Annotated in this window: 25 protein-coding genes and 1 pseudogene; 9 read left to right on the top strand and 17 right to left on the bottom strand. The window is 68.9% G+C overall.

Annotation, left to right across the window (positions count from 1 at the left end; genetic code table 11):
• Nucleotides 1-180: 180 nt before the first annotated feature.
• The 6 genes and pseudogenes from C569_RS31055 to C569_RS31825 form a co-directional block, all read left to right on the top strand.
• Nucleotides 181-351: pseudogene (locus C569_RS31055) on the top strand (IS5/IS1182 family transposase); the annotation flags it as partial.
• A gap of 221 nt (nucleotides 352-572) precedes the next feature.
• Nucleotides 573-743 (top strand): hypothetical protein, encoded by a 171-nt coding sequence (locus C569_RS33390; protein WP_018788596.1) that lies wholly within the window; start codon nucleotides 573-575, stop codon nucleotides 741-743.
• Nucleotides 740-1132 carry a hypothetical protein gene (locus tag C569_RS0125630; protein WP_018788595.1) on the top strand — a complete coding sequence of 131 codons (393 nt, stop codon included), beginning with the start codon at nucleotides 740-742 and terminating at the stop codon, nucleotides 1130-1132. The genes C569_RS33390 and C569_RS0125630 overlap by 4 nt, the downstream gene beginning before the upstream one ends.
• Before the next feature lie 189 nt (nucleotides 1133-1321).
• Nucleotides 1322-2002, top strand: coding sequence for a hypothetical protein (locus tag C569_RS0125625; protein WP_051090535.1), 681 nt, complete (start codon nucleotides 1322-1324; stop codon nucleotides 2000-2002).
• A 117-nt stretch (nucleotides 2003-2119) separates the two neighbouring features.
• Nucleotides 2120-3547, top strand: coding sequence for an IS1380 family transposase (locus C569_RS0125620; RefSeq protein WP_196806782.1), 1428 nt, complete (start codon nucleotides 2120-2122; stop codon nucleotides 3545-3547).
• Nucleotides 3548-3753: 206 nt separating this feature from the next.
• The gene (locus tag C569_RS31825) at nucleotides 3754-5094 is read left to right on the top strand and encodes a helix-turn-helix domain-containing protein (protein WP_018788592.1); all 1341 of its coding nucleotides are present in this window, start codon (nucleotides 3754-3756) and stop codon (nucleotides 5092-5094) included.
• 87 nt (nucleotides 5095-5181) lie between these two features.
• Here C569_RS31825 and C569_RS33385 read toward each other — a convergent pair whose 3' ends face one another.
• From C569_RS33385 to C569_RS0125535, 15 genes are all read right to left on the bottom strand, one after another.
• The gene (locus tag C569_RS33385) at nucleotides 5182-5403 is read right to left on the bottom strand and encodes a hypothetical protein (protein WP_155945608.1); all 222 of its coding nucleotides are present in this window, start codon (nucleotides 5401-5403) and stop codon (nucleotides 5182-5184) included.
• 108 nt (nucleotides 5404-5511) lie between these two features.
• Nucleotides 5512-5892: a hypothetical protein gene (locus C569_RS31045; protein WP_018788590.1), complete on the bottom strand. Its 381-nt coding sequence runs from the start codon at nucleotides 5890-5892 to the stop codon at nucleotides 5512-5514.
• Between the two features lie 50 nt (nucleotides 5893-5942).
• On the bottom strand, nucleotides 5943-6836 hold the full coding sequence (locus C569_RS0125600; protein WP_018788589.1) for a DUF2637 domain-containing protein: 894 nt from the start codon (nucleotides 6834-6836) through the stop codon (nucleotides 5943-5945).
• Complete coding sequence (locus tag C569_RS0125595) at nucleotides 6833-9649, bottom strand: BTAD domain-containing putative transcriptional regulator (RefSeq protein WP_018788588.1); 2817 nt, start codon at nucleotides 9647-9649, stop codon at nucleotides 6833-6835. Before C569_RS0125595 ends, C569_RS0125600 begins: the two co-directional genes overlap by 4 nt.
• Nucleotides 9650-9676: 27 nt before the next feature.
• Nucleotides 9677-10132, bottom strand: a complete 456-nt coding sequence (locus C569_RS0125590) for a pilus assembly protein TadG-related protein (RefSeq protein ID WP_018788587.1) — start codon at nucleotides 10130-10132, stop codon at nucleotides 9677-9679.
• Nucleotides 10129-10566, bottom strand: a complete 438-nt coding sequence (locus C569_RS0125585; RefSeq protein WP_018788586.1) for a TadE/TadG family type IV pilus assembly protein — start codon at nucleotides 10564-10566, stop codon at nucleotides 10129-10131. The genes C569_RS0125590 and C569_RS0125585 overlap by 4 nt, the downstream gene beginning before the upstream one ends.
• Before the next feature lie 23 nt (nucleotides 10567-10589).
• Nucleotides 10590-11072: a TadE family protein gene (locus C569_RS31040; RefSeq protein ID WP_026268642.1), complete on the bottom strand. Its 483-nt coding sequence runs from the start codon at nucleotides 11070-11072 to the stop codon at nucleotides 10590-10592.
• A 5-nt stretch (nucleotides 11073-11077) separates the two neighbouring features.
• Complete coding sequence (locus C569_RS0125575) at nucleotides 11078-11269, bottom strand: hypothetical protein (protein ID WP_018788584.1); 192 nt, start codon at nucleotides 11267-11269, stop codon at nucleotides 11078-11080.
• A gap of 51 nt (nucleotides 11270-11320) precedes the next feature.
• Nucleotides 11321-12220, bottom strand: coding sequence for a type II secretion system F family protein (locus C569_RS0125570; protein ID WP_018788583.1), 900 nt, complete (start codon nucleotides 12218-12220; stop codon nucleotides 11321-11323).
• Nucleotides 12217-13119: a type II secretion system F family protein gene (locus C569_RS0125565; RefSeq protein ID WP_018788582.1), complete on the bottom strand. Its 903-nt coding sequence runs from the start codon at nucleotides 13117-13119 to the stop codon at nucleotides 12217-12219. The genes C569_RS0125570 and C569_RS0125565 overlap by 4 nt, the downstream gene beginning before the upstream one ends.
• Nucleotides 13110-14498: an ATPase, T2SS/T4P/T4SS family gene (locus tag C569_RS0125560; protein WP_026268641.1), complete on the bottom strand. Its 1389-nt coding sequence runs from the start codon at nucleotides 14496-14498 to the stop codon at nucleotides 13110-13112. Before C569_RS0125560 ends, C569_RS0125565 begins: the two co-directional genes overlap by 10 nt.
• Nucleotides 14495-15304, bottom strand: coding sequence for a hypothetical protein (locus C569_RS31035; protein ID WP_036346898.1), 810 nt, complete (start codon nucleotides 15302-15304; stop codon nucleotides 14495-14497). The genes C569_RS0125560 and C569_RS31035 overlap by 4 nt, the downstream gene beginning before the upstream one ends.
• A gap of 1 nt (nucleotide 15305) precedes the next feature.
• On the bottom strand, nucleotides 15306-15914 hold the full coding sequence (locus C569_RS0125550; protein ID WP_018788579.1) for an SAF domain-containing protein: 609 nt from the start codon (nucleotides 15912-15914) through the stop codon (nucleotides 15306-15308).
• 157 nt (nucleotides 15915-16071) lie between these two features.
• Nucleotides 16072-16959, bottom strand: a complete 888-nt coding sequence (locus C569_RS31030; RefSeq protein WP_036346897.1) for a hypothetical protein — start codon at nucleotides 16957-16959, stop codon at nucleotides 16072-16074.
• 47 nt (nucleotides 16960-17006) lie between these two features.
• Nucleotides 17007-17375, bottom strand: coding sequence for a hypothetical protein (locus C569_RS0125535; RefSeq protein ID WP_018788576.1), 369 nt, complete (start codon nucleotides 17373-17375; stop codon nucleotides 17007-17009).
• A gap of 507 nt (nucleotides 17376-17882) precedes the next feature.
• Here C569_RS0125535 and C569_RS0125530 point away from each other — a divergent pair.
• From C569_RS0125530 to C569_RS0125520, 3 genes are all read left to right on the top strand, one after another.
• A complete protein-coding gene (locus C569_RS0125530) occupies nucleotides 17883-18239 on the top strand; it encodes a hypothetical protein (RefSeq protein ID WP_036346896.1) in 357 nt (118 codons plus the stop codon).
• A gap of 155 nt (nucleotides 18240-18394) precedes the next feature.
• On the top strand, nucleotides 18395-18715 hold the full coding sequence (locus C569_RS0125525) for a helix-turn-helix domain-containing protein (protein ID WP_081636025.1): 321 nt from the start codon (nucleotides 18395-18397) through the stop codon (nucleotides 18713-18715).
• A complete protein-coding gene (locus tag C569_RS0125520; RefSeq protein ID WP_026268639.1) occupies nucleotides 18712-19392 on the top strand; it encodes a prepilin peptidase in 681 nt (226 codons plus the stop codon). Before C569_RS0125525 ends, C569_RS0125520 begins: the two co-directional genes overlap by 4 nt.
• Nucleotides 19393-19410: 18 nt before the next feature.
• On the opposite strand, the gene C569_RS0125515 is transcribed toward C569_RS0125520, so the two are convergent.
• A complete protein-coding gene (locus C569_RS0125515) occupies nucleotides 19411-20265 on the bottom strand; it encodes a helix-turn-helix transcriptional regulator (RefSeq protein WP_018788572.1) in 855 nt (284 codons plus the stop codon).
• A 15-nt stretch (nucleotides 20266-20280) separates the two neighbouring features.
• Complete coding sequence (locus C569_RS31025; RefSeq protein ID WP_018788571.1) at nucleotides 20281-20829, bottom strand: DUF6879 family protein; 549 nt, start codon at nucleotides 20827-20829, stop codon at nucleotides 20281-20283.
• Nucleotide 20830 lies beyond the last annotated feature (1 nt).

Raw genomic sequence — 20830 nt, 5'->3', positions numbered from 1 at the left:
ACCCTCGTGGTCTGCGCCGCATGCCACGACCACATCCATACCGGGAATCCAACCGACCCACTCACGCAGTAGTCACTGGAGAGCCGGATGATCGGGAAACCATCAAGTCCGGTTCGGCGGGAGGCCACACGGAAAAGGGCCAGCTCACGCTGGCACCTCGCCGCGTGGCCGACCCAACCCTCGTGGATGAACGGCTTCGGCAAGATCCGCCGCTGCACCGACCGCAACGCGGCGATCATCGACTTCTACCTGTACCTGGCCGCCGCGATCGTCACGATCCGTCAACTCATCCAACGAGCCCGCACGCTCTATCGCTGGGACACCCGACCGACAACCCGCCGACTCAGGTAACGCCTATTGCCGGTCGCTCTAATGCGATGCCTCGGAGAACGCGGCTTCGCGATCCTCACCGGCAGCCGCACTCGAAGATGTCGTTAGGTGCCGTGTGCTCAGTGGCGTGTCCGGCTCTGCACTCCAAGCCGCCAGGCAGACGCTGCTGGCCGGGAGGCGGATGAATACGGCCGGTCACGAATACGTGCGTTGCACCAATCCTCTACGGGCTGATCCGCCGCGTGGCCGACGCGCTGCCCGCCAAGTTCACCCGAGGCAAACACCTCATGCGAACCCGGGGCGAGCTGAACGACACCTTCTCCGAGGTGTTCGACACCCTCGCCCCGAGCCGGGGCCAGATAGCGCCCGGCCACCCTCTCGGCATCTGGCCCGACCCGAAGGCGATCTCATGACCGACAGCGCACGGCGACAGCGGCCGGCGTTCACCCACGCGCAGGCCCGACGACGCCTCGGCGCGGTGTGCGGAGCCGATGACGGACCGCTGACCCGCATCACCGACGACCCGCACCTCGTCACCTGCCCGGACTGCGATGGGCTGATCGAGTTCGACGCGCTTCCCGACGACGCCACCGCAGGCGACCCCCGGGTCATCGAGGTACTGCGCGAAGTCACACGGGGCAACTGCCGCAAGATCGACGGGGTGATGGTGGACATGACGACCGCCGCCGCAATCCTGACTGTGTACGACGCGCTGAAACCCGCGACACGGGCGAAACTGGCCGCGCTGCGCATCGACCGGATGTCACAGGTGGCGTGGCGGCTGCTGCGCCCGCACGTGTAGGCCGGTGGGGTCGGTGGCCGGCGGGCACACCTGAGGGTGTGTGCAGTTCCCGACCGGCCACCTCGCCTGTTCCGGGCGGACCGGCGGACCAACGACCGCCTTTACCCGGGCCGGGCGTGCCACCGATCCTACGGCGCGTGGTACATCCGCTCGGCCTGCGGCGCCGTAAGGAGGAACCTCCGGGGGAGGATGACTACCGTGGCACGACGCGTAATGGGCGGGAGGATCGCCCTCGACCGGGCGGGTGTCGCCGCGCATACCGGCGCGGCGTACTCCACGGTCAACCACTGGCACCGCCACCGCGCCCGCTTTGGCTTCCCCGAAGGCTTCCGCCACGACGGCCGTGACTGGTTCTGGCTCGACGACATCGAGGCATTTCAAGGCGCGCACCAGGCCGCGAAGCGCGCCGAGCTGACGAAGGTCGACCGCCGCGGCGACCCGGAGGATCTGATCGGCTCGGGTGCCGCAGCACGCGTTCTCGGTTACGGCTCATACCGCAACCTGCCCGACACCTTGCTCGACCATCCCGACCGCGTCGAGGAGTTGCCTGACGGGCGGGTCCGCCGCTTGTGGCGACGGCGCACCGTATGGGCGGTGGCCGACGCCCGCACCGGGCGGCAATCCACCGGCCGTACCCTCGGCGCGACCGGTGCTCGCCAGCCGCACCCGTACGCCAACGATCCTCGCCTTCACACCGCGATTGAGCTACTTACCGAGACGGGCGCCGCTGGGCGGGACCGGCGGGGGCTCGGCGTGAAGCTGGCGCGGGTGCTCGGCGTCTCGCAGCGCACCGCGCAGCGGTTGCTTGCCGAGGCGCAGGCGGTGCCTACCGCTGCTGGCGACGCCAAGCTGTCCAGCCCTCGTCAGTAACCTCCCCTGTTCAGAAGGGATTTGGCTGATCGAGGGCGGTAAACGAAAGGTGCACCGGACCTGCGAGGATGTGGGTGTCTACGCCATGTCCACAGCAGAGCAAGGTGCACCTTTCTGGTGAGTAAGAGTAGTGGGTGGGATCAGCGGCTGGTCGTCAGCTCGGACGCCAAGGGTCTGGTCGGTCACGTGGGTGCGGTCTTGCTGCGTAAATGCGCTGATCGAACCGGTCTGACCAGCGGTTTGGGTCAGGTCCTGCCGCGCGGTAACGGTCCTGGCTGGTGGGATCGCGGCACGGTTCTGGTCTCCTTGGCTGTGGCGATCGTGCTCGGCGCCACGAGCATGTCCGACATCGGTTTGCTCGCCCATCAGGGCCTGGTCTTCGGTGATCGGCCATCAGAGTCGACCGTGCGGCGAGCCCTCGCCGGCCTCGACGAGGCGATGCTGAAACGGATCGCGAAGGCGCGGGCGAAGGTCCGCGCTCACGTGTGGGCGCTGCTGGCCCGCCGCCCGCAGGGGTTCCCGTGGCTGACCGTGGCGGGCAAGCTGCTGTCCGGGTGGGTGGTCATCGATCTGGACGCCACCCTGATCACCGCCCACAGCATGAAGCAGGGCGCCGCGGCGACCTTCAAGAAGGGCTATGGTTTCCACCCGCTGGGCGCCTGGTGTTCGAATACCGCCGAGTGCCTGGCCATGCTGTTCAGGCCCGGTAACGCCGGCTCGAACACGGTCGCTGACCACATCCGGGTCCTCGGCGACGCGATCGGCCAGCTCCCCGTCACCTATCGGCGCAAGCTGCTGATCCGCGTCGACGGGGCCGGTGCCACCCATGAGTTCCTCGATCATCTGGAGCAGATGAACCGGGCGTGGCGCAGCGTGAAGTTCACCGTCGGCTGGACGATCACCGCCGACGACGAGACCGCGATCGCCGCTGTGCCCGCCGACGCGTGGACCGACAGCCTGAACCAGGACGGCACCGCCACCAGTACCGCGCACGTCGCGGAACTGACCGGCCTCAACACCCGGCTCGCGGGCTGGACCGGCACCCTACGGCTGCTCGTACGGCGGGTGAAACCCTCGGCCCGGCACGTCAAGAACCTCACCGACCTGGAGAAACGCACCGGCTGGCGGTACCAGGTCGTAGCCACCAACATCACCCGCATCGCCCGGGTGCCCGGCTCTCACCAACCGCAATGGCTCGACGCCCTGCACCGGGCTCACGCCAGCGTGGAAGATCACGTGAAGACGGGCAAGGCGATGGGACTGCGCAACCTGCCGTCGAAAGCGTGGACCGTCAACCAAGGGTGGGTCCTGACCTGCAACATCGCCGCGGATCTGGCCGCCTGGACGCGGTTGCTCGGCCTGCACGACCAGCCGGACCTCGCCCACGCCGAACCCGACACCCTGCGCTACCGGCTACTACACCTGCCCGGCAAACTCGCCGCCCACGCCCGCCGCCGCGTGCTGTCGATCCCCGAGACCTGGCCCTGGGCTGAGGCGTTCACGCTCTGCTGGCAACGCCTCAGCCTGCTCCCGTTGACCACCTGACCAGCAGATCTCTGCACCTACCAGCAGAAAGGCCACGTCCCGAGAGTCCGGAGACCTCGCGCGTCCACAGTGACACGTGGCGATCCCACGCCCGAACCCAGTGGACAAAACGGTCAAGCCGAAACGGTCAGGCCAGGAGCAGACCACTCTGACGGATCGAGGGTAACGCTGTGCTGTCGTCGGAGGCTGGTCCTATCGTTGATCGCGTGGTTCTGCAGATCGACACCTCCGCCCCGCTGCTGCGCCCGAGCCAGCTGACCGACCTTGTTCGGGCAGTCAGTCTCGCCGACCCGGACGACGAGCACCTCTGGATTGAATGGAAGTCGACGCTCGACCTAAGCACGTCGGCTGGGCTGGAGCAGGTCGTCAAGGCCATCATTGGCCTGGCCAACCGCGAGCCTGCTGCCGCCGGGCGACGGGCGGGTGGGTACGGCTACCTTCTCGTCGGGGTCGAGCCCGGATCGATTAGTGGTGTGGCGACTTTGGACCCGGAGAAGCTGGTTGGCAAGGTCTGCTCTTACGTCGGCACCGCGATCAACTGGACGCCGGAGTACATCGCGATCGACGGGAAACAGGTCCTCGTCGTGATCGTGGATCCGCCGCAGCCGGGCGATCCCATCCACATCCTGCGTAAGCAGACCGAAAAGTTTAGATCGGCCACGATCTTCGTCCGGCACACCGGCCGTACCGACCCGGCGAACCCCGACGACTTCGACAAGCTCCAGGCCAGATTGCTCCAACGGACCCCGAGTCTGCAGCTGTCCGTGGCGGCTATCCCCTCGGCTGTTGAGGAGGCGGCCGACATCGATGGAGCGGTGAGGCGATGGGTGGATGAGCGCCGGCCTGGTCTTCTCGCTGCGCGCTACCGGTCCAGAGGGCGTGAGTCCGGCATTGACCTCGTGGGGGTACGCGGCGGGCTGCTAGGAGAGCGGGTTCCCGATGGCCGCACCGAGGAGCAGTACGCCGAGGAGATCGCGCAGTTTCTCCACGACGCGGAAGATGCTCTCGTGCGTCGCGGAGCTTGGGATCTGTTCCGGCACGAGCCGGCCTCGCTGAAGGTGACGGTGACCAACCCCACCGATGTTGGCTTCGTCGGCGTTCGGCTTGAGGTGCACGTTCCGGGGCAGGTGAGGAGCTATCCAGAGGAGTTGGTCGAGGCCCTAGAGGAGGATCGCCCGGGGGTGCCGCGTGCCCCCAAGCCCCTCGGCATGCCAACCTTTCGCAGCCCCATTCAACTCGGTGCCCACAACTTCGGGTCGTACATCCCCGCGCCTGTGTTCCCCGGCCCAGGCCCCTCGTACACCGTGCGAGACACCGGGTCCGTCACCATCGTTTACGACGACTTCGAGTTGCGCGCCGAGGACGCGATGACCTTGGAACCAGTGCCACTACTCGTACACGAGGAGCCAGGAACGACGCTGAAGGCCACCTGGTCCGCAACCGCTAACGGAATACGTGGCCGGATCAGCGGTGAATTCCCCATCACGGTAAGCCCCAGCACCCTTGACCTGGAGAATCTAGATGAGGACGGAGAGAGCGACGAGTAGCCCATGTTAGGTGATACCAAGCTGCTGACGTTGGAGAAGACGGCGGCTGCCGGGTTTCTCCCCTCGGCAGCCGCCGTAGCAGTTAGGTCACTCGTCTTCGGTGGCCTGCGGTACCGTGGCTACCTTTGGCGCCTCGATCAGGTAGCGCAGCGCACCATTGATATCGGTGTCTCGGCGGTTGGCGGTGCGCTCCAACACGTCGTATACGTCGGCGTCGACCTCGACGGTGCGGGACGCGGCTGGCTGGTCGTTCACGATGAAGCCTCCTGATGTGTTCGGTGTGATGCCCGGCCGGACATCCGGATCCATCCACGCTGACCTCGGTTGAGCGATCAAGCCTGTCGGTGGCGACGACCTGGGGCATGGACCAACGGCTCCGGGCGAAGGCAGCGGTGATGTCGCATGCGGTGTTCCGCGTTATCTCGTAGTGCCGTTCGGGATCGCGGTGTCAGCGGCGTGGGCGGCGTGCAGGAGAGCGGCGGCGAGGTGGCGCGCCTGATCCGGGCTGAGACTTAGCTGGAGGCCGCTGTGGGATGAAACGCTGACCTCGACGTAGGGGCGTTCCAGGTCGGCTGGGTCGGTGCCGATCCAGTCCGGGGACTTGTCCCAGAACGCGACCCGTACCTGTGCCTCGACCCTGAGGCACGCCTCGTCGTACAGGTGGACGGTGTCGGCTCGCCCTCGATGCATGCGGGCGCGCAGCGAGCCGGGGCCGGTGTCGCAGTCGCGGCACTCGGTGCACCAGCGCGGGCAGCGCTGCGATCGACCAGCAGCGGCCTGGGAGATGGGCTCGGTCACGTGCGGCCTCCTCGCGGGTGTGGTCGTGCGTGGTGCGCCGAACGTCGGCGCTATACCGAGGTGGTGGGTCGGGAGCCGTTGACCGGTCGCTCTTCGCGGCGTAGCGCGGCGAGCAGTTGGGATACGCCGCTGTTGCGGATGGAGTGGCCGTTGCGGCGTAGCCGTCGGGCGAGGGCGTCGCGGCTGACGGTGTGGCCTTCGCGGGTCAGCTCGGCGCGGGCGGTGCGGGCGGCGGGCAGCAGAGGTACGAGGTCCGGGGGAAGGTCTCGGTCGGAGTCTTCGGGGTCGTCGTCCTCGTGCGGATCGCTGTCGACGTCGTGGTCGTGCACGCTGTTGGTGGAGCTGCGGCTGCCGGGCGGATGTTCGGCGGTGTCGGGATCTTCGTACGCGTGCCGCGTGCCGCCGTCGATGTCTTCGGGCTGAGGTCCGGGCAGGGGATTCGGTAAGGCCGGCGCGGTGTCGCTGGCGAGCCGCATGGGCTCGGATACGGCAGTGGTGGGATGTGCGGGTGGGTGCGGGGGCGTGGGCGGTGCTGGGTTTGGTGCGTTGTCGAGTTCGCGGCGGCGGGCGGCGAGTTCGACGAGGGATACGGAGGCGACGATGATCAGGCCGTCAACGGAGGCCGGTAGGAGGTAGGGCACGGTGCCGGTCTCGCCGTAGCGGGCGACGACTCCGATCATGTGGTGGTAGCTGATCCAGGCGGCGATGGCGGCGATGGTGGAGGCGGCGGCGATCCGCAGGACACCGAGGGCCCGCCGGGCTATGGATACGCGGGTGACCAGCTCGACGGTGATCAGCAGCGCCAGCGGCGGCCAAGCGGCGATTGCTTGGGAGATGGCGTTGGGCTGGGCGTGCAGGATGTTCGCGGTGACGGAGGCGGCCACGCCGAGAGCCAGGGTCGCTCGTACGGCCCACTGCATCCGCCGGAGTTGGGCGCCGGTCACGGTCGGGTTCCGGTGAGGGGTGCCGCGGGTCGGAGTTGACGTTCGGCGACGCGACGGGTGGCCTGGGACGGTTCAGCGTCGCCGAGGTCGGCCAGCCGTTCCTCCAGCCGGCGCAGGGTGCGGCGCACTTCGTCGGGCCGTTGCTGCCGTCCGTGGATGCGCATGATCCGCTGGCACAGCTCCTCGTTGACTGGGTCGAGGTCCGCCGCGCGTTCGAGCTCGGCTATCGCCTGGTCGGGGTGCTCGGTTTCGAGGATTTCGGCGATGCGGGCGTGTGCGGTGAGGATGTGGTGGCGGTAGCTGGTGGCGTAGTCGGTGGCCCAGGTGTGGTCGTGGCCTTCGGCGAAGTCACCGGCGTATAGCGCGGTCGCGCGGCGCAGCGCGGCGAGTCGTGCCGCGTCGTTGTCGGTGGTGGCGGCCTCGTGGATGGCGGTGAGCATCTGCCACAGGTCGACGGTGATGGTTTCGGCGTCGAGGTGGTAGCGGCTGGTGGCCGGGTCGTAGACGATGAACATCGACTCGTCGTGGCCGGTCGCGGTGCGAAGCACCCGCCGGGCGGTGGTGATGTCGGTGCGGACGCGCTTGACGGCGGCGCTCGGGTTGGCGTTGGGGTGGAGGTCTTCGGCGAGTTGGTCGAGGGTGCGCCCGGCGGGGTGGGCGGCGAGCACGGCGAGCGCTGTGTAGGAGCCGCTGCGCATGCCGGTCGAGACCGGGCCGGCATCGGTGGAGACGGTGACCGGGCCGAGGACCCGTAGCTGGACCAAGGTCGCCGTGTCGGCTGGCTGGACCGGAACGGGCTCGTTCGCCTCGGTGGGCGCCGCGGCCGGGGGAGTCTGGGCGGGTGGGTCTTCTACGTCGGTGCCGGCCTCGGGTCGGGCCAAGGCTTCGGTGAGCATGGCAAGGACGGCGGCGAGGTCGTCCGCGCTGAGGGTGGACAGTCGGGCCGCCGGTTGCGGTTGGTCGCCGGTGACGATCCCCTCGCTGGTGACCTCGACGGTGGGCATGCCGTCGTGGTGGCCGAGAAGGACCGGGTGCAGGTCCAGGGCCGCGCGGTGGGTGTCGACGGCGTGGACGCGGGCGGCGTGCCGAGCGGTGGTTTCGATCAGCAGGACGTATGGCGGCTGGGTTTCGGCGTGGTCGGTGCGGGCGTTGAGGTCGGCGATCGTGGCGGCGTCGAAGCTGTCCAGCAGCCTCCGGCGGCCGATCATCTCCTCTTCGGCGTGGGTGACGGCGGCGGCGGTGTCGGAGAGGACGATGAGGCGTTCGCCGTCGTAGGCGGTGCCGTCGGGGTCCAGGCCGACCGCTGGGGCATCTTCGGGCAGGAGTTGGCCGAGCAGGTCGGCGGTCGTGACCACCACTGGGCGGGTAGCTGTGGCGTCGGCCGTGCCGGTCGTCAGGGCGGCGGCGAGGATGGCGCGGGCGACCGGGATGGCTCCGTCGCCGTAGAGGGCGAGGCCGGTGCCGGGCAGGTGGAACAGGCTGACCTCGGCAGCGTCTGAGTTGATGCCGACCGGGGCCGGCACGGTGGGGCTGACGGCCCGGTGCTCATCGGTGCCGAGGTGGCGACTGCCAATGGCGTCGACCCGGGCCAGGGAGGGTGGGGTCGGGGCGGGTTGCGGTGCGGTAGTGACCGGCGCGGGGAGCGTCAGCCGGGCTCGGCGGCGTCGTTGCAGGCGTAGCAGAGCTGCCAGGGCGGCGATGGCGGCGGCCAGGCCGAGACTGATCCAGCCTTGCGTCGGCAGCGTGACGCCGGTCTCGCCCTCTGTTCGGTCATGCTCCGATTCGCTGTCGGGGGTAGGTGTCGCGGCGTCCGCCGAACGGTGTGGAGCGCTCGGTTCGGCGGTGTTCGGCGCGCTCGGTGCGGGAGTGCTGGGAGCGGGGGCGGTGCTGGCCGGTGGGGCGGCGGGTTGAACGGTCTCGGTGGGCTCGGTTGTGGTGGCGCCGGGGTTGCCGGAGTCGGGACGGTGGGTGCGGGGTGGGGTGGGCGCGGGTGTGGCGTGGCGGGCAGGCAGGGCGAGGATCCAACCGACGTGGATCTCGGCGGGGTCGGTGAGGGCGTATCCGTTGGCCTGTTCGTGTCCCCGGTTGAGTGTGTAGATCTCCCGCCAGCGGTTCGGGTTGCCGAGGTGCGTGTCGGCGAGGTCCCACAGGGTGTCGCCAGCGAGGACGCGGTGTGTTCCACCGGGGGCCTCGCGCGCCCACTCGGGGACGGCATGTCCATCTTTCGACGCGGTCAGGGGCAGGGCGGTGCTGGTAGCGACCAGCGCGGCGCGGCTGCTGATAGTCACCGCTGGACGTGCCCCCTGCTGCGCGGCCGTTAGGTCGTGCAGCTGTGCGGGGGCGGCGGTCACGGCGGGATGGCGCGCGGCGGCGTCAGCGGACGCGCTCGGTGTGCCGGTGGCAATGGGGGCGGTGTCGATCAGGATGGCTCCGGCTATCGCGCCGACGAGCACGGCGGCTACCCAGCGGATCGGACCGTGTCGCCTCGCAGGTCGGCAGGGTAGACCGCGCCGGGTGGCCGAGGCGGCGGTGAACGCGTCGATGATTTCGATGGTGGTGTCGCGGAGGAACTGCGCCCACAGCAGCCAGCCGATCGTGGCGAGCAGCGCGAGGACCATCTGGTCTGACCATGTGCTCGTTGCGGCGGCGGACAGGTCGGCCAGGCCGGGCATGCCGCTGGGGGTTGGCCAGCCGATCCAGTCGAGGGGCCAGCCGGCGGCGACGATCAGCAGCCACGGCACTCCGGCGGTGAAGCCGGCCAGGACGGCGAGCGCGAGCAGCGCGCGTGTGGTCCGGGTGATGGCGCGGATCATGCTGGTCGTCTCCTCTCGGTGGGCGGGTCAGGTGTTGGGGCCGGTGACGCCTTGCACGGCGGTGGCGGTCGCGGAAGCGGACACGTCGAGCTGCCGGACGCCGACGAGTTGCAGGAGTTGGGTGTGGCTGGTGCGGCGCACCGTCACGGTGACCGTGGCCGTGGTCGCGGTGGCTTCGCCGTCGGCGCCGGCCGAGGCGAGCCATGCCCGAGCGGCCGACGCGGCGCGGGCGGGGTCAAGTTCGGCGATGTTGGTGGTGCGGTACTGGTACAGGTCGAGTTCCTGCGCGCCGGCCCTGGCCGCCGCCTGGGCGATGTCGAGGGCGCGGACTTTCTCCGCGAGCGCCAGCCCGGCGTCAAGGACGAGCCCGGCCACGGCGAGCAGGGCGATGGTCACCAAGACGGCGAACGGGGTCACCTGGCCGGAGTCATCTGCGGCGCGGTCGCGGAGCCGCCGCCAGCGGCCGGCGTCGGGTCGCCTCATGTCGGGCCTCCTCGGAAAACGTCGATCGGGCTGGTGGAGGTTGCGGTGACGGTGCGGGATCCGGGCACGGCCAGCAGCGCGAGGTCGGACAGCGGAACGGTGCAGGCCAGGGTCACGGTGACCGCGCCGCCGGGGCGCAGCCCGCCGGTGGCCACGTCGACGGTGATCTGTTGGCAGAGGACGGCGCGGGCGGCAAGGGTTTCCCGGGCGGTTCGGTCGGCTACGGCTCGGGCGGCGGCGTCGGTGCGGGCGAGGGAGGCGGCGCGGGCCGCGGCGCTGGCGGCGGCGTCGAGGTCCATCTGCGCGGAGACCAGCCGGCCGCACAGCACCACGAACAGCATCAGCGCCACCAGCAGTGGAGTCGCGAGTGCCGCCTCGGCGGTACTTGACCCCCGGTCAGCGTGTGCGGTCACCTGCCGCAGTCGACGGGTCATGTCTACCCGTGCTCCTGCTCCCGTCACGGCGCGGCCTCGCTGTCGGGGATGAAGCGCTCGGTCGGTCGAACCAATGTGGCTCGTACCGTCCAGCGCACGCCCGGTACTACCGAGGTGGCCGTGCCCACTACCTCGGTGCGAACCTTGGTGGCGGTGCGGGTCACCGACACCGACGGGTTCTTCAACACGCCGTCGCCGATCGCAGCGAGAGTTTGCTCGCCCGCATCCCTACCGGCGGTGGCACTGGATTGGTAGCTGGCGGCGGCGTTGGCCGCGCGGGTCGCAGCGCTCTGGGCAACGTGGGTGGCGTGCATGAACACTCCGGCCTGGATGACGAACATGACGATGAGCAGCAACAGCGGCATCGCGACGGCCAGCTCGGCGGTCGCGGCGCCCGCATCGGAGCGCAAGGCGACGCGTCGCCAGCGGGCGCGTAGCCGCCGGGCCGCGCCGAGCGCCGGGGAGGGTGGGCGCTCGGCACGGGGCTTCCGGATGGTCCTCGGCATCGGGTTCAGCCGAGGTTGATGCTGTTGGCCTTACCGGCGACCTTGACCGCGATGATGCCGATGACCACGATCGCCAGGGTGACCAGCAGGGCGGTGACGAGAACGGCCTCGGTGGAGTAGCCGCCGTCCTTGGTGTCGCGCACCGTCTGCCAGCGGTCCCGCAGCTCGGCGGCGAGGTAAGAGATGAGAGCGGACATGGTGTATTCCTCCAATGCGATTCGGAGCCTCGGGTTCGCGGGGCTCGCGTCCTACAGGCCGCCCAATACGGCAGCGAGAGCTGGGTAACCAAGGAAGATCAGGAACCCGGCGAACAGGGCGACGACGGGTAGCGCCATGCGTTCGGTGGCGGCGTTGGCCTCGCCTTCGGCGTCGGTGAGCTGCCGGGCGCGTAGGGCGACGGCGCGGGAGCGCAGCGACGCGCGGACCTTTGCGCCTTCGGTGCCGGCCAAGCCGACGGTGGCGGCGAGTTGCTGTAGCTCGGCGACGGCGACGCGGCGGCCGAGGGCGGCGAGGATGTCCCATGGCGGCACCCGGGCCAGCCGCGCCTCGGTCAACGCGTAGCGCAGCTCGGTGTAGGCGGGGCCGGAGCCCACCTTGGCGGCGTCGTCGAGGGCTTGGTCCACGCCGGCCCCGGACGCGAGGCTGATCACCACCAGGTCCAGGAACGAGGACAGGGCGTCGCGGAAGGCGGCCCGGTGTTTGGCTGCCTCGGAGCGCACCGACAGCTCCGGTGCGAGGAACCCGGCCGCGCCGAACAGTAGCGACACGGCGGCGGGCATGACCGCTCCGACGCCTATCCCGGCGACGGCGAGCAGCGTCGCGGCGACGGGCGGCAGCAGCAGCCCAAACACGGCGGCGGTCGCCTGTTCGGCGAGGTGTACGTCCACCGGCTTGTCGACGGTGGCGAGGTCCCGGCGGGTGCTGGCCAGAGGCAGGCCGGCGCGGCGCAATCCGTGAACGGCCGGACGACCCCACCGTCCGGTCCATCCCAGCGGGCGTCCGTCAGTGGTGGGGTCGGCGGTGGGGCTGCGCCGGTACGGGGCGTCGAGGGCCGCATCCAGGCGGGGTGGGCGGGGGAACCAGCCCACGACGATCAGCCACAGGCCCAGGCCGGTGCCGAGCCCCGCCAGCAGCACCAGCCCGGTCATGTCGGCACCGCCTCGGAATCGGCCGGCGCGGCGACCCCCGCCAAGATTCGGGCGGTGTCTCGGTCGCGCATCAGCCGGCTCAACCAGGCGAACGCGCAGGCGAAGCAGCCGCCGGCGGCCAGGAGGACGAGCTGACCGGTCGGCGTGTCGAATGGGGCGAGGTAGCCCCGGTTGAGTACGACGAGGAAGCCGGCCATGGACAGGGTGGCACCGACGATGACCCGCGCGGAGGTGCGGTTGCGTTTGCGGGCGGCGGCGACGCGCTGCCGCGAGGCGACCTTCGCCCGCGCGGACGCGGCCAGCTCGCCCAGCACATCTCCGAGCTGCCCGCCGCTGCCCCGCGCCGCCATCACCAGGCCAGCCACCACGAGGTCGGCGGTAGGGTCCGCCAACTCGTCGGCGAACGCGCGCAGCGCCTGCGGTAAACGCCACCTGCGCTGCAGGCGCATCGCGAGCCGGGTCACCTCCTCACGAATCGGTTCTGGGGACTCGATCGCGCTGGCGGTGATCGCCTGCTCCAACCCGGCCGCGGCGGACAGGTTGTCCCGCAACGCTTCCGTCCAAGTGGCGATGGCCTCGATGCGGGCAACCCGGCGGGCGTGGTCGCGGTCCGGGCCGATGATGGCCGGCAGCACCCACGCCCCGGCCGCCGCCAGGGCCGCCGCGACCGGCCACCGCGTCACCACGCCGACGAGCACGCCCACCACCACGCACAGGGCCACCCGACGGCGGTCGACCGCCCCACGGGACGAGGCAAGCCTCGACAACCGCGACTCCGTGTCGAGGTCGACGGGCCCGGCATCCCGGCGCGACAGGCCAACCGCCAGCAGCACCAGCCCGAATGCGGTTCCGGCCCCCAGCAGCGCGGCAAGGGGCACCGTCAACACCATCACGCCCACCCACCACCCGGGGCGGTACGGACGTCGTCGAGCAGCCCTGGGTCGAAACCGCGCCCGGCCAGCGCCGACAACAGCCCGGTCGATGCGGGCGCGTGCGGCACGGCCCGACCAGCCGGGCCGGGGCGGAAGATCTCGTTGCTGGACACGGCCAAGCCGTCCGCGTCGACCACCTCTCGCACCGAGGTCAGCACCCGGCCCCGGCCGTCAGCGGTGAACCCCATGTGCACGACGAGGTGCACCGACTCGGCGACGAGGAGGTTGGTGGTGGCCGGTGCCAGCCGCTCCGGTGCCTGCGCGGCGTAGAGCATCAGCTTCTTCAGCGCACCACCCGACGACGAGGCGTGGATGGTGCCCAACGACCCGTCGTTGCCCTGCGACATGGCGTTGAGCATCGGGATGACTTCGTGTCCCCGGATCTCCCCGACGATGACGCGGTCCGGTGACATCCGCAGACCGGAGCGGAACAGCATGCTCATGTCGATCGCGCCTTCGCCCTCGACATTGGCCTCCCGCGACTGCAACGGCACCACGTCCGGGTGCAACACCTTGTCCGCATCCAGGGCCAGTTCGTAGGTGTCCTCGATGGTGACGATCCGCTCGTCACTTGGGATCGCGGAGGCTAAAGCGCGCAGAAGAGTGGTCTTGCCCGCGCCGACCCGTCCGGCGATGAGGATGTTCAACCTCGCCCGCACCGCGGCGGCCAGCAGCTCCCGCAGCACCGGATTGACGGTGCCGAGCTGTTCCAGGTCGGCCAGGGTGACCTTCACGTATCCGTGCCGGCGGATCGACAACGCCGGACGCCTCGTGACCGACATGATTGCGTGCAGCCGGGAACCGTCAGCGAGCTGCAGGTTGAGGATCGGCGCGGCGCGGTCCCAGCGGCGCTCCTCGGCACCCTCACCGCCGGTCTCGGCGCGACCGGCGTCGGCGGCCAAGCGGCGGATCAGCTCCACCATCTCGCTGTCGGTATCGGCGATCGGTGCGACCTGGACGCGGTTGCCGTCGGCGTAGCGGACGAACACCTGGTCGCAGCCGTTGGCGTGGACCTCCTCGATCCGCTCGTCGTTGAGCAGCGGCTGCAGCCCGCCCGCGCCGAGCAGCATGTCCGCCACCGACCGGCTTACCCGCGACTCGACGTCCGGGCGCAGCGGCGGGCGCCCGGCGTTCATCTCCGCCGTGGCGTACGCGTCCAGAGCCTCGGTGACGAGGCGGCGGGTCGTGGCAGCCCGTTCGTCAGCGGGCATCGGCGTACCGGTGGCTGTCTCGTGCGCTCGAGTGGCACGGGTCAACCGCTCGGCGACCTCCCGACGAATGCGCCGCACCACAGGGATCTCGCTGGCCTCCCGGGTAGCCGAGTCAGGCAGCAGAGGGCCGGTCATGACGCCGCCTCCGCGGCTTGCTCTGTCGGCAGCGCAGCCACGGCGGGCAGGTACGGCGCGAGGTCGTCCCACATCCGGGCGTAGGCGGCCATCAACGGCAGCCGTCGCCACCGCCGTCCCGCTACGAGGTCCCCGCCGAGGACCGCTGCCGCGCGCCGGTCGTGCGGCAGCGGGCCGAGCACGCTCACGGCTTGCGGGTCCCGCGCCAACTCCTGCCCGATGTGGGTCGACAGGACATCGGCCACCTCAGCCGCCGGGTACGCGGCGCCTGCGCCGAGCAGCACCACGAGCCGGCCTTCGCCCGCGTCGATCAGGTCGCCCAAGTGCTCCCGCAGATGAGCCACGTCGGCGGCGTTCGCTCGCGCCAGCACCAGCACCACATCGGCCAGGCGCAGCAGCGACCACACCGGCGAGCCCTGCCCCAACCGGCCGCAGTCTGCCACTACCACCCGGTCCGGGGCGGTCAGTACCGCCCGGCCACCGCCGGTCAGCTCCGGCAACGCGGCCCGGGTCTGTGCCCCACCCGGCGGGGCGCAGACCACCGGCACCATGGCCTCCCGCACCTTCAGCGGTTGCGTCACAGCGGCGAACACCTCACGCGGCCTCGCCGTGCCCCGCGCGGCGGCGGCCAGGTCCACCACACTCGGCACCGCAGCCAGCTCGTGCCGGCGCACCAGATCCCCACCCGCCGGATCGCACTCCACCACCACCGGCCGCGCCCACTCCGGCGCGACCGCGGCCAGACCGAGCGCCGTCGTCGTCGCACCCGGACGCCCCTTTACGTACGTCACCGCCACCAGAGGCATGTCAGCTCCCTTCAGGCGCGGTCTGCATCAGCACCACACCGCCGGACGGAGCCGCCGCCAACAGCGGACCGTCAGATGCGGGCAGCAGCAGCGTAACGACGGTGGCGCCCTGCCCGTCACCTGCGAGGTCAACACCCAGCACCACCGCCGACAGTCGGGCCGGCGCTGACGCACTCGATCCCGAGCTGGCCGCCGGAGCCGGCTGGCCGCCCTCTTGTGCCTTGGCCGTGACGTACACCGTCACCCGCGCGCCGGCCGCGAGCCCTTGGGGATATTGGCCCGGCTTCAACGCCACCGAGGCCGTCACCTGACCGCCCGGCGGAAAGGCGGCATCCCCGAGCAGCTCCGGCATCAGGAGGGTGCCGGCCACCAGCGGCACCACCGCCGTCCGGCCCACCACCTCTGCGGCCTGCGCAGCCGGAATCAGTCGTACGCCAGAATCACGCGCAGCCGACACCTGCGTCAGGTCCGCTGCGGCAATCGCCTGTCCAGCCGCCACCGGCCGCGCCACCGCGAGTGCCTGGACACGGTCCCCGAGCTGCGCCGCCCCGTAGGCGTACGCCAGCACGCATACGATGACCAGCAGCCCGCCGAGCGCGACGAACGGCATCCTGCGACGCCGCCTAGCTGCTCGCCAGGGCCCCCGCCCCGCACTCGCAGACGAAGGCGCTAAACGATCTTCTCGACCTGACTTTGGGCGCACGGAATCCAGCGCCATAGCTTGTCCTCCTTGAAAGTGGCGCCTGAGCGGAGCTGTCTGCTCGCCTTTAGTTGGTGACCGTTTGAGACTCCTGGACCCGCGTCTGCACCTGCCCGGTCGTTACGAGCCCCGGCACCGTTCCGGACTGCCCCGCACCGGCCCAGGTCACCTCCCACGTGACCGTGACCGTCACCCCGTAGGTGCCTCGCGGTGCGTTAGCCGAGGACCGCCGATAGACATGGCCGCAGTCAGGCGACGCCTTCACCGGATCGGTACCCGACGTCCACGCCGTTCCCGGGCCGGTGCACGTCACCGTCACTCCGTCGCCCATCGACCAAGTCGCCGACACCGGCCGCGCCGTCGCCGTCACGCTGACCCCAGGAACCGAGGCCGTTGCCGAAACCGACCGCCACGACTGCCGATCGAGCGCCAACCAGACCGGCAGGTTCACGAGCTGGTCGCCCGGCGGGTTCAAATGAATGACAATCCTCGGCAGGTCCAAGCGCGCCCGCGCCTGCCGGGCCAACACCGCCGGAGAAACTACCGGCGGCGCACCTGCGATCCACACCACCCCGCCGAACGAGCCGGGGTCGCCGTAGCAGGTCCGCATGTACCAGCCGCCCTCGCCCGCCGGCTGACCCCCGAGCGCAGCGACCGTGGATGGCGACGGATCGGCCGGCGCGTAGTAACAGCCGTCCGCCCCCGCGTACGCCCCATCCCGAACGCACGGAATCTCCTCACCAGCCGGGTTGCGGCACTTACCGTCACCGCCTTGGCCACCTCCATCACCGCCGTCCGGCTTACCTGGCTGACCTGGCTGACCTGGCGTCCCCGCGTTCACGTCGCACGCCGGACGAGGGTCGTCCTTGCTGCACTGCACGCCGCCGGTTCCATCACCGGCAGACGCCGGGACCGGCAGGAGCACGGAGCCGAGCAGCCAACAAGCCGCGACCATGCCAAGGAGCTGTGGCCAGCGCGAAGCTGGGCCCGACGTCCGCCGGCCTAGCATGTCCCGGACTCCTCAAGGATGAACGAGCTGACCTTCCACGTGCCGCCGGTGAACTTGACCGTCGCGGTGGTGCGATGCTTGCCGCCGGGCTTGTCGTCCCAGAGCCCGCCGGAGACCTTGTACTCAAGCCACCGCGTCGAATCGACGCAGTCGAGCACCTCTGCCTCCGTGGGAGCCTGTTCCGGCTTGACTTGGGTGATCCTCGGGTTGAGAGCCAGGGACCCCTTGGTGACCTTCTTTTGTTCACGGTTGGTGTAGAGCGAATTGACGATCAGCCTCAACGCCTGATCAGAGGCGTAGCGGCGTACGTCAGGGGCATCCGGGTTCGACACTTTGGCCGCGTCTACGAACGCGCCCCACATGCTCCGATAAGCGAGGAGCGCGTCCCTCTCGGCGATAGCGCTCGGTCCGAGGCTCGGCGTGGTCGGCGGCGTCGCCGGTCGCGTCGTCGGTGTCGACCCGCTGGGTTCGCTAGAACGACACGCAGCGCTGAGTAGCACTGACGCGCCGACGAGACATGCCATGAGCTGACGGGTGAACACCGGCTCCTACCTCCCCGATCTCGGCGGTCGGCCCCTGTCTGGCCGCCGGCTCTGCGAGGCTTGACGCGGCGGACGGACGGTCAGCTGCACCAAGGTCACGACTCGTGTCTACACCCTGACCCCGTGGTGATGTCTACGTGCGTACCTGTGGGTACGTGCGTGGAAGCGGCCAAAACTCACGCACTCCGGAGTACGTACCTCGGTGCAACTGCGAGTTACATAAGCGCTCAAATGCCTCGATGTAGTGTCGTCGACCTGACAGATCCGCCAGTGTCGATAACAGCTAGGCTTCCTTGAAATTGTGGTCGCGAGAAGGGCGGAAGCGTGATGGGCGGCCCCGAACGCTTGGAGCAGGCGCTGGCATTGCTCGCGCGACGCGGCTCGTACGAGGTGCTGTCCGCCCTGGATGCCAGGGGCGGCACCGCAACCTTCGCGCAGATTGCCGCCGAAGCTTCGAGCCCGACCGCAATCCTGCGTGCGATGGCCGCCTACGGGTTCGTGGTCAGCGTATGTGGCGGCTCGTTGGACGGCGACCCGCTCGCCGATACCCACTTCAGCCTCACTGCTAAGGGGCAGGCAATCTTCGGCCACCTACTGCGATTGCACCGCTGGGTCGCCTCGCGCACCTCGTCAGCGGGGGGCGTCGGTACTTCCATCAACAGCGCGCAGACTGAGGAACCCTGATTCGCGGTTTTTGCTACTTAAGCCGTTTTTAGGAAGAGACGCTTCATGCTGAATGCTGCTAACCCTAGCTAGATCTCTCGCTGTGCGTGGCTATGCCTGCATAGACTGTGACCTTCGTGCGGCGCTCTCGGATTCGGGGGAGGTGAGTAGCGCTGATGAAGGATGTGCAAGAGCTGCTGGATCTTCTGACCAAGCGGAAGCTTTCCGTGGCGATCTTGACGGCTCTCCACGACGGACCACTTCGCTACACGACGCTGCAACACGTCGTGTCGCGAATCAAGGACGAGCCCGTGCACTCGCGCACGCTGACAGACACCCTGAACTACCTCTGTTCAGAACACCTCGTTGAGCACCACTACCAGGGAGCGGACTACGGGCTGACCGTCGGGGGCGAGAAGCTCGTTGACCTTCTGGCCGAGATCAGACGTTGGAGTCGCCAGCACCGCGGCAGCAGCGACGGCAGGCCCGCCAGGTGAGCAGCCTCCGGGCGATCGGGCTCGGCATCGCTGGCGCCGTCGCTGGCCTGCCTGTGGCCGCCCTCGTCTACAACGTTCGAGCATCAGGCCCGGTCCGGATGCCGGATCGCTGGTGGGTTGGCGGCGCAGCAAGCCCTAGGCTCCGTCTCGGTACTGCCGCCAGCACGGGAAGCGCCTCATCGGTCGTCGGGGCCTCGATATCGTCAACAATCGCCCTTCCCTCTTACTGGATCTTCTCAGTCGTTGGCGTTGCGCTGGCCATCATTGACCTGCGTTACCGGCGGCTCCCGTATCTCCTCACGGGGCTGCTCTTTGCCTCATCGGTGCTGTCCTTTGTCGTTTCAGCTATCACTGAAGGCGAAGCCGGCTCACTCGTAGCTCCAACGGCTGCGTGCTTCACCACGTCGTCCATGATGCTAATCATCGCTCTGGCCCTACCGGGCCAACTCGGGCTTGGCGACGTTGCGTTCGCTGGCGCAATCACATTCAGCCTCGGTTGGCTGAGCTGGCAGACAGCGGCGCTCGGTCTACTCGCGGGCCTGATCCTTCATGGCGCTGTCGTTGCCGCGTCTCAGCGTCGGCACTCCGTGAACGCGCTGACGCCCATGGGTCCAGCTTTCCTGGTCGGTTGGCTGCTGGCGGTCGTGGGCCACTCGCAATTGCATCTTACGCCGTAATGGGCCGCAATTCGGATCTTAAGCGACCCCGCGCAACGCCGCCATGGCTCGCTGAACAATCTTGCGGGCCTCAACGTCGTACAGGGCGTCGTTTGCCAGACGATCCATGACTGCCGAGTAGGCAGCAGCCTCCCCGCCATGGAACATGTACTCGCCGATGAAGGTTTCAACGATTGCCAAGTCATCACCGAGCAGTAGAAAAGAGTTCTGCGGTGCGGTTGCGAGCTGGCGACCAAATGGAATAACTCCGAGCTTTATGTGGGGCATGTCGGTGATGTTGATGAGCCTGTCGAGTTGCGCGAGCATGTCCGACGGTGGGCACAGTAGAATGTGCAGCGCGCCCTCGAAGACGAGGAACTCGAAATCCTTTGACGTGTCATACAACACCTGCTGTCGCATGATTCGACGTGCTGTTGCTGAACCCACCTCATCGGGATCGGCCCCGTGGAGTTGCACGCCCTCCTCAATCCGAGAACGAGCGTAGCTGGGCGTCTGGAGCAGGCCGGGGATGTACACGATCTCTGTGTTCCGGATCTTGCTTGCCTTGCTGACCAGCTGGTCATAGTTCCGCTGAATGGCAGACTGTCCAAGCCGAACCTGCTGGCGCCACTCCTGATGCAACCCTTGCGCCTCGGCGAGCAAAGCGGTGAGTGTAGCCTTTGTGGCTTTCGTTGCGCCGCATGTCGTCAACCAGCCGGAAAGGTCTTCGTCGGTTGGCATCTGCTTGCCGGTCTCGATCTTCGAGACCTTCGATTGCGTCCAGCTTAGGTGCCTCGCCAACTCGGCACCGGTCAACCCCGCACCGCGACGAAGGTCCCGGAGGTGCCCGGCTAGCCCACCCGGCCGCCGCAGCCAGTCCTCGATCGAATCCACTTTTGAGGACTTCCTTTATGGACTTTCCGGTGCTAGCCGAGTGACATCTGCATCCGGAGAGCTGTGTCGAACGGCGAGATTCCACCAGGCAACATGTTGCGACACGATAGTCGGGTCCGTAATGATCTCCCCGCCCAGAGGTTCACCTTGATCGCTGAACCGCATGAGCGCCAGCCGCAGCGAGTCGAAGAGCCACCAGTCGTCCTGAATCGGAAGCCCAATATTCTCTGCTCGGCTGCGACTCATGTAGCGGATTCTTTCGCCTGCGGCGGTGTTGTACTGCCCGCTCCACATCTCCCACCGCTGGTAGTCGGTGGGCGGCTCGGTGAGGACTCGCACCCGCTCAACCCGACGCCCCTGGGCCGTCACCGAGCGGATCTGATCCAGCCAGGCTGCGTAGAAGGGAAATTCGGTTACTGGCCGAGGCTCACCGGCGAGGAATTCGTCAATCGACTGCCGCTCGTCGGTCACGTCGTATACCGGTTGCACCTCTAGCCGGAATGCCGTGGCGGTGAAGTAGCGAAACAGTTTATTGAAATCATCGCCGGTGAGCTGTTCGGCCATG

The organism is Micromonospora sp. CNB394 (genome assembly GCF_000374985.1).
Taxonomy (GTDB): domain Bacteria; phylum Actinomycetota; class Actinomycetes; order Mycobacteriales; family Micromonosporaceae; genus Micromonospora; species Micromonospora marina.
Note: the sequence above shows the minus strand (reverse complement) of the source record. Positions and strands in the feature narration are given on the sequence as shown.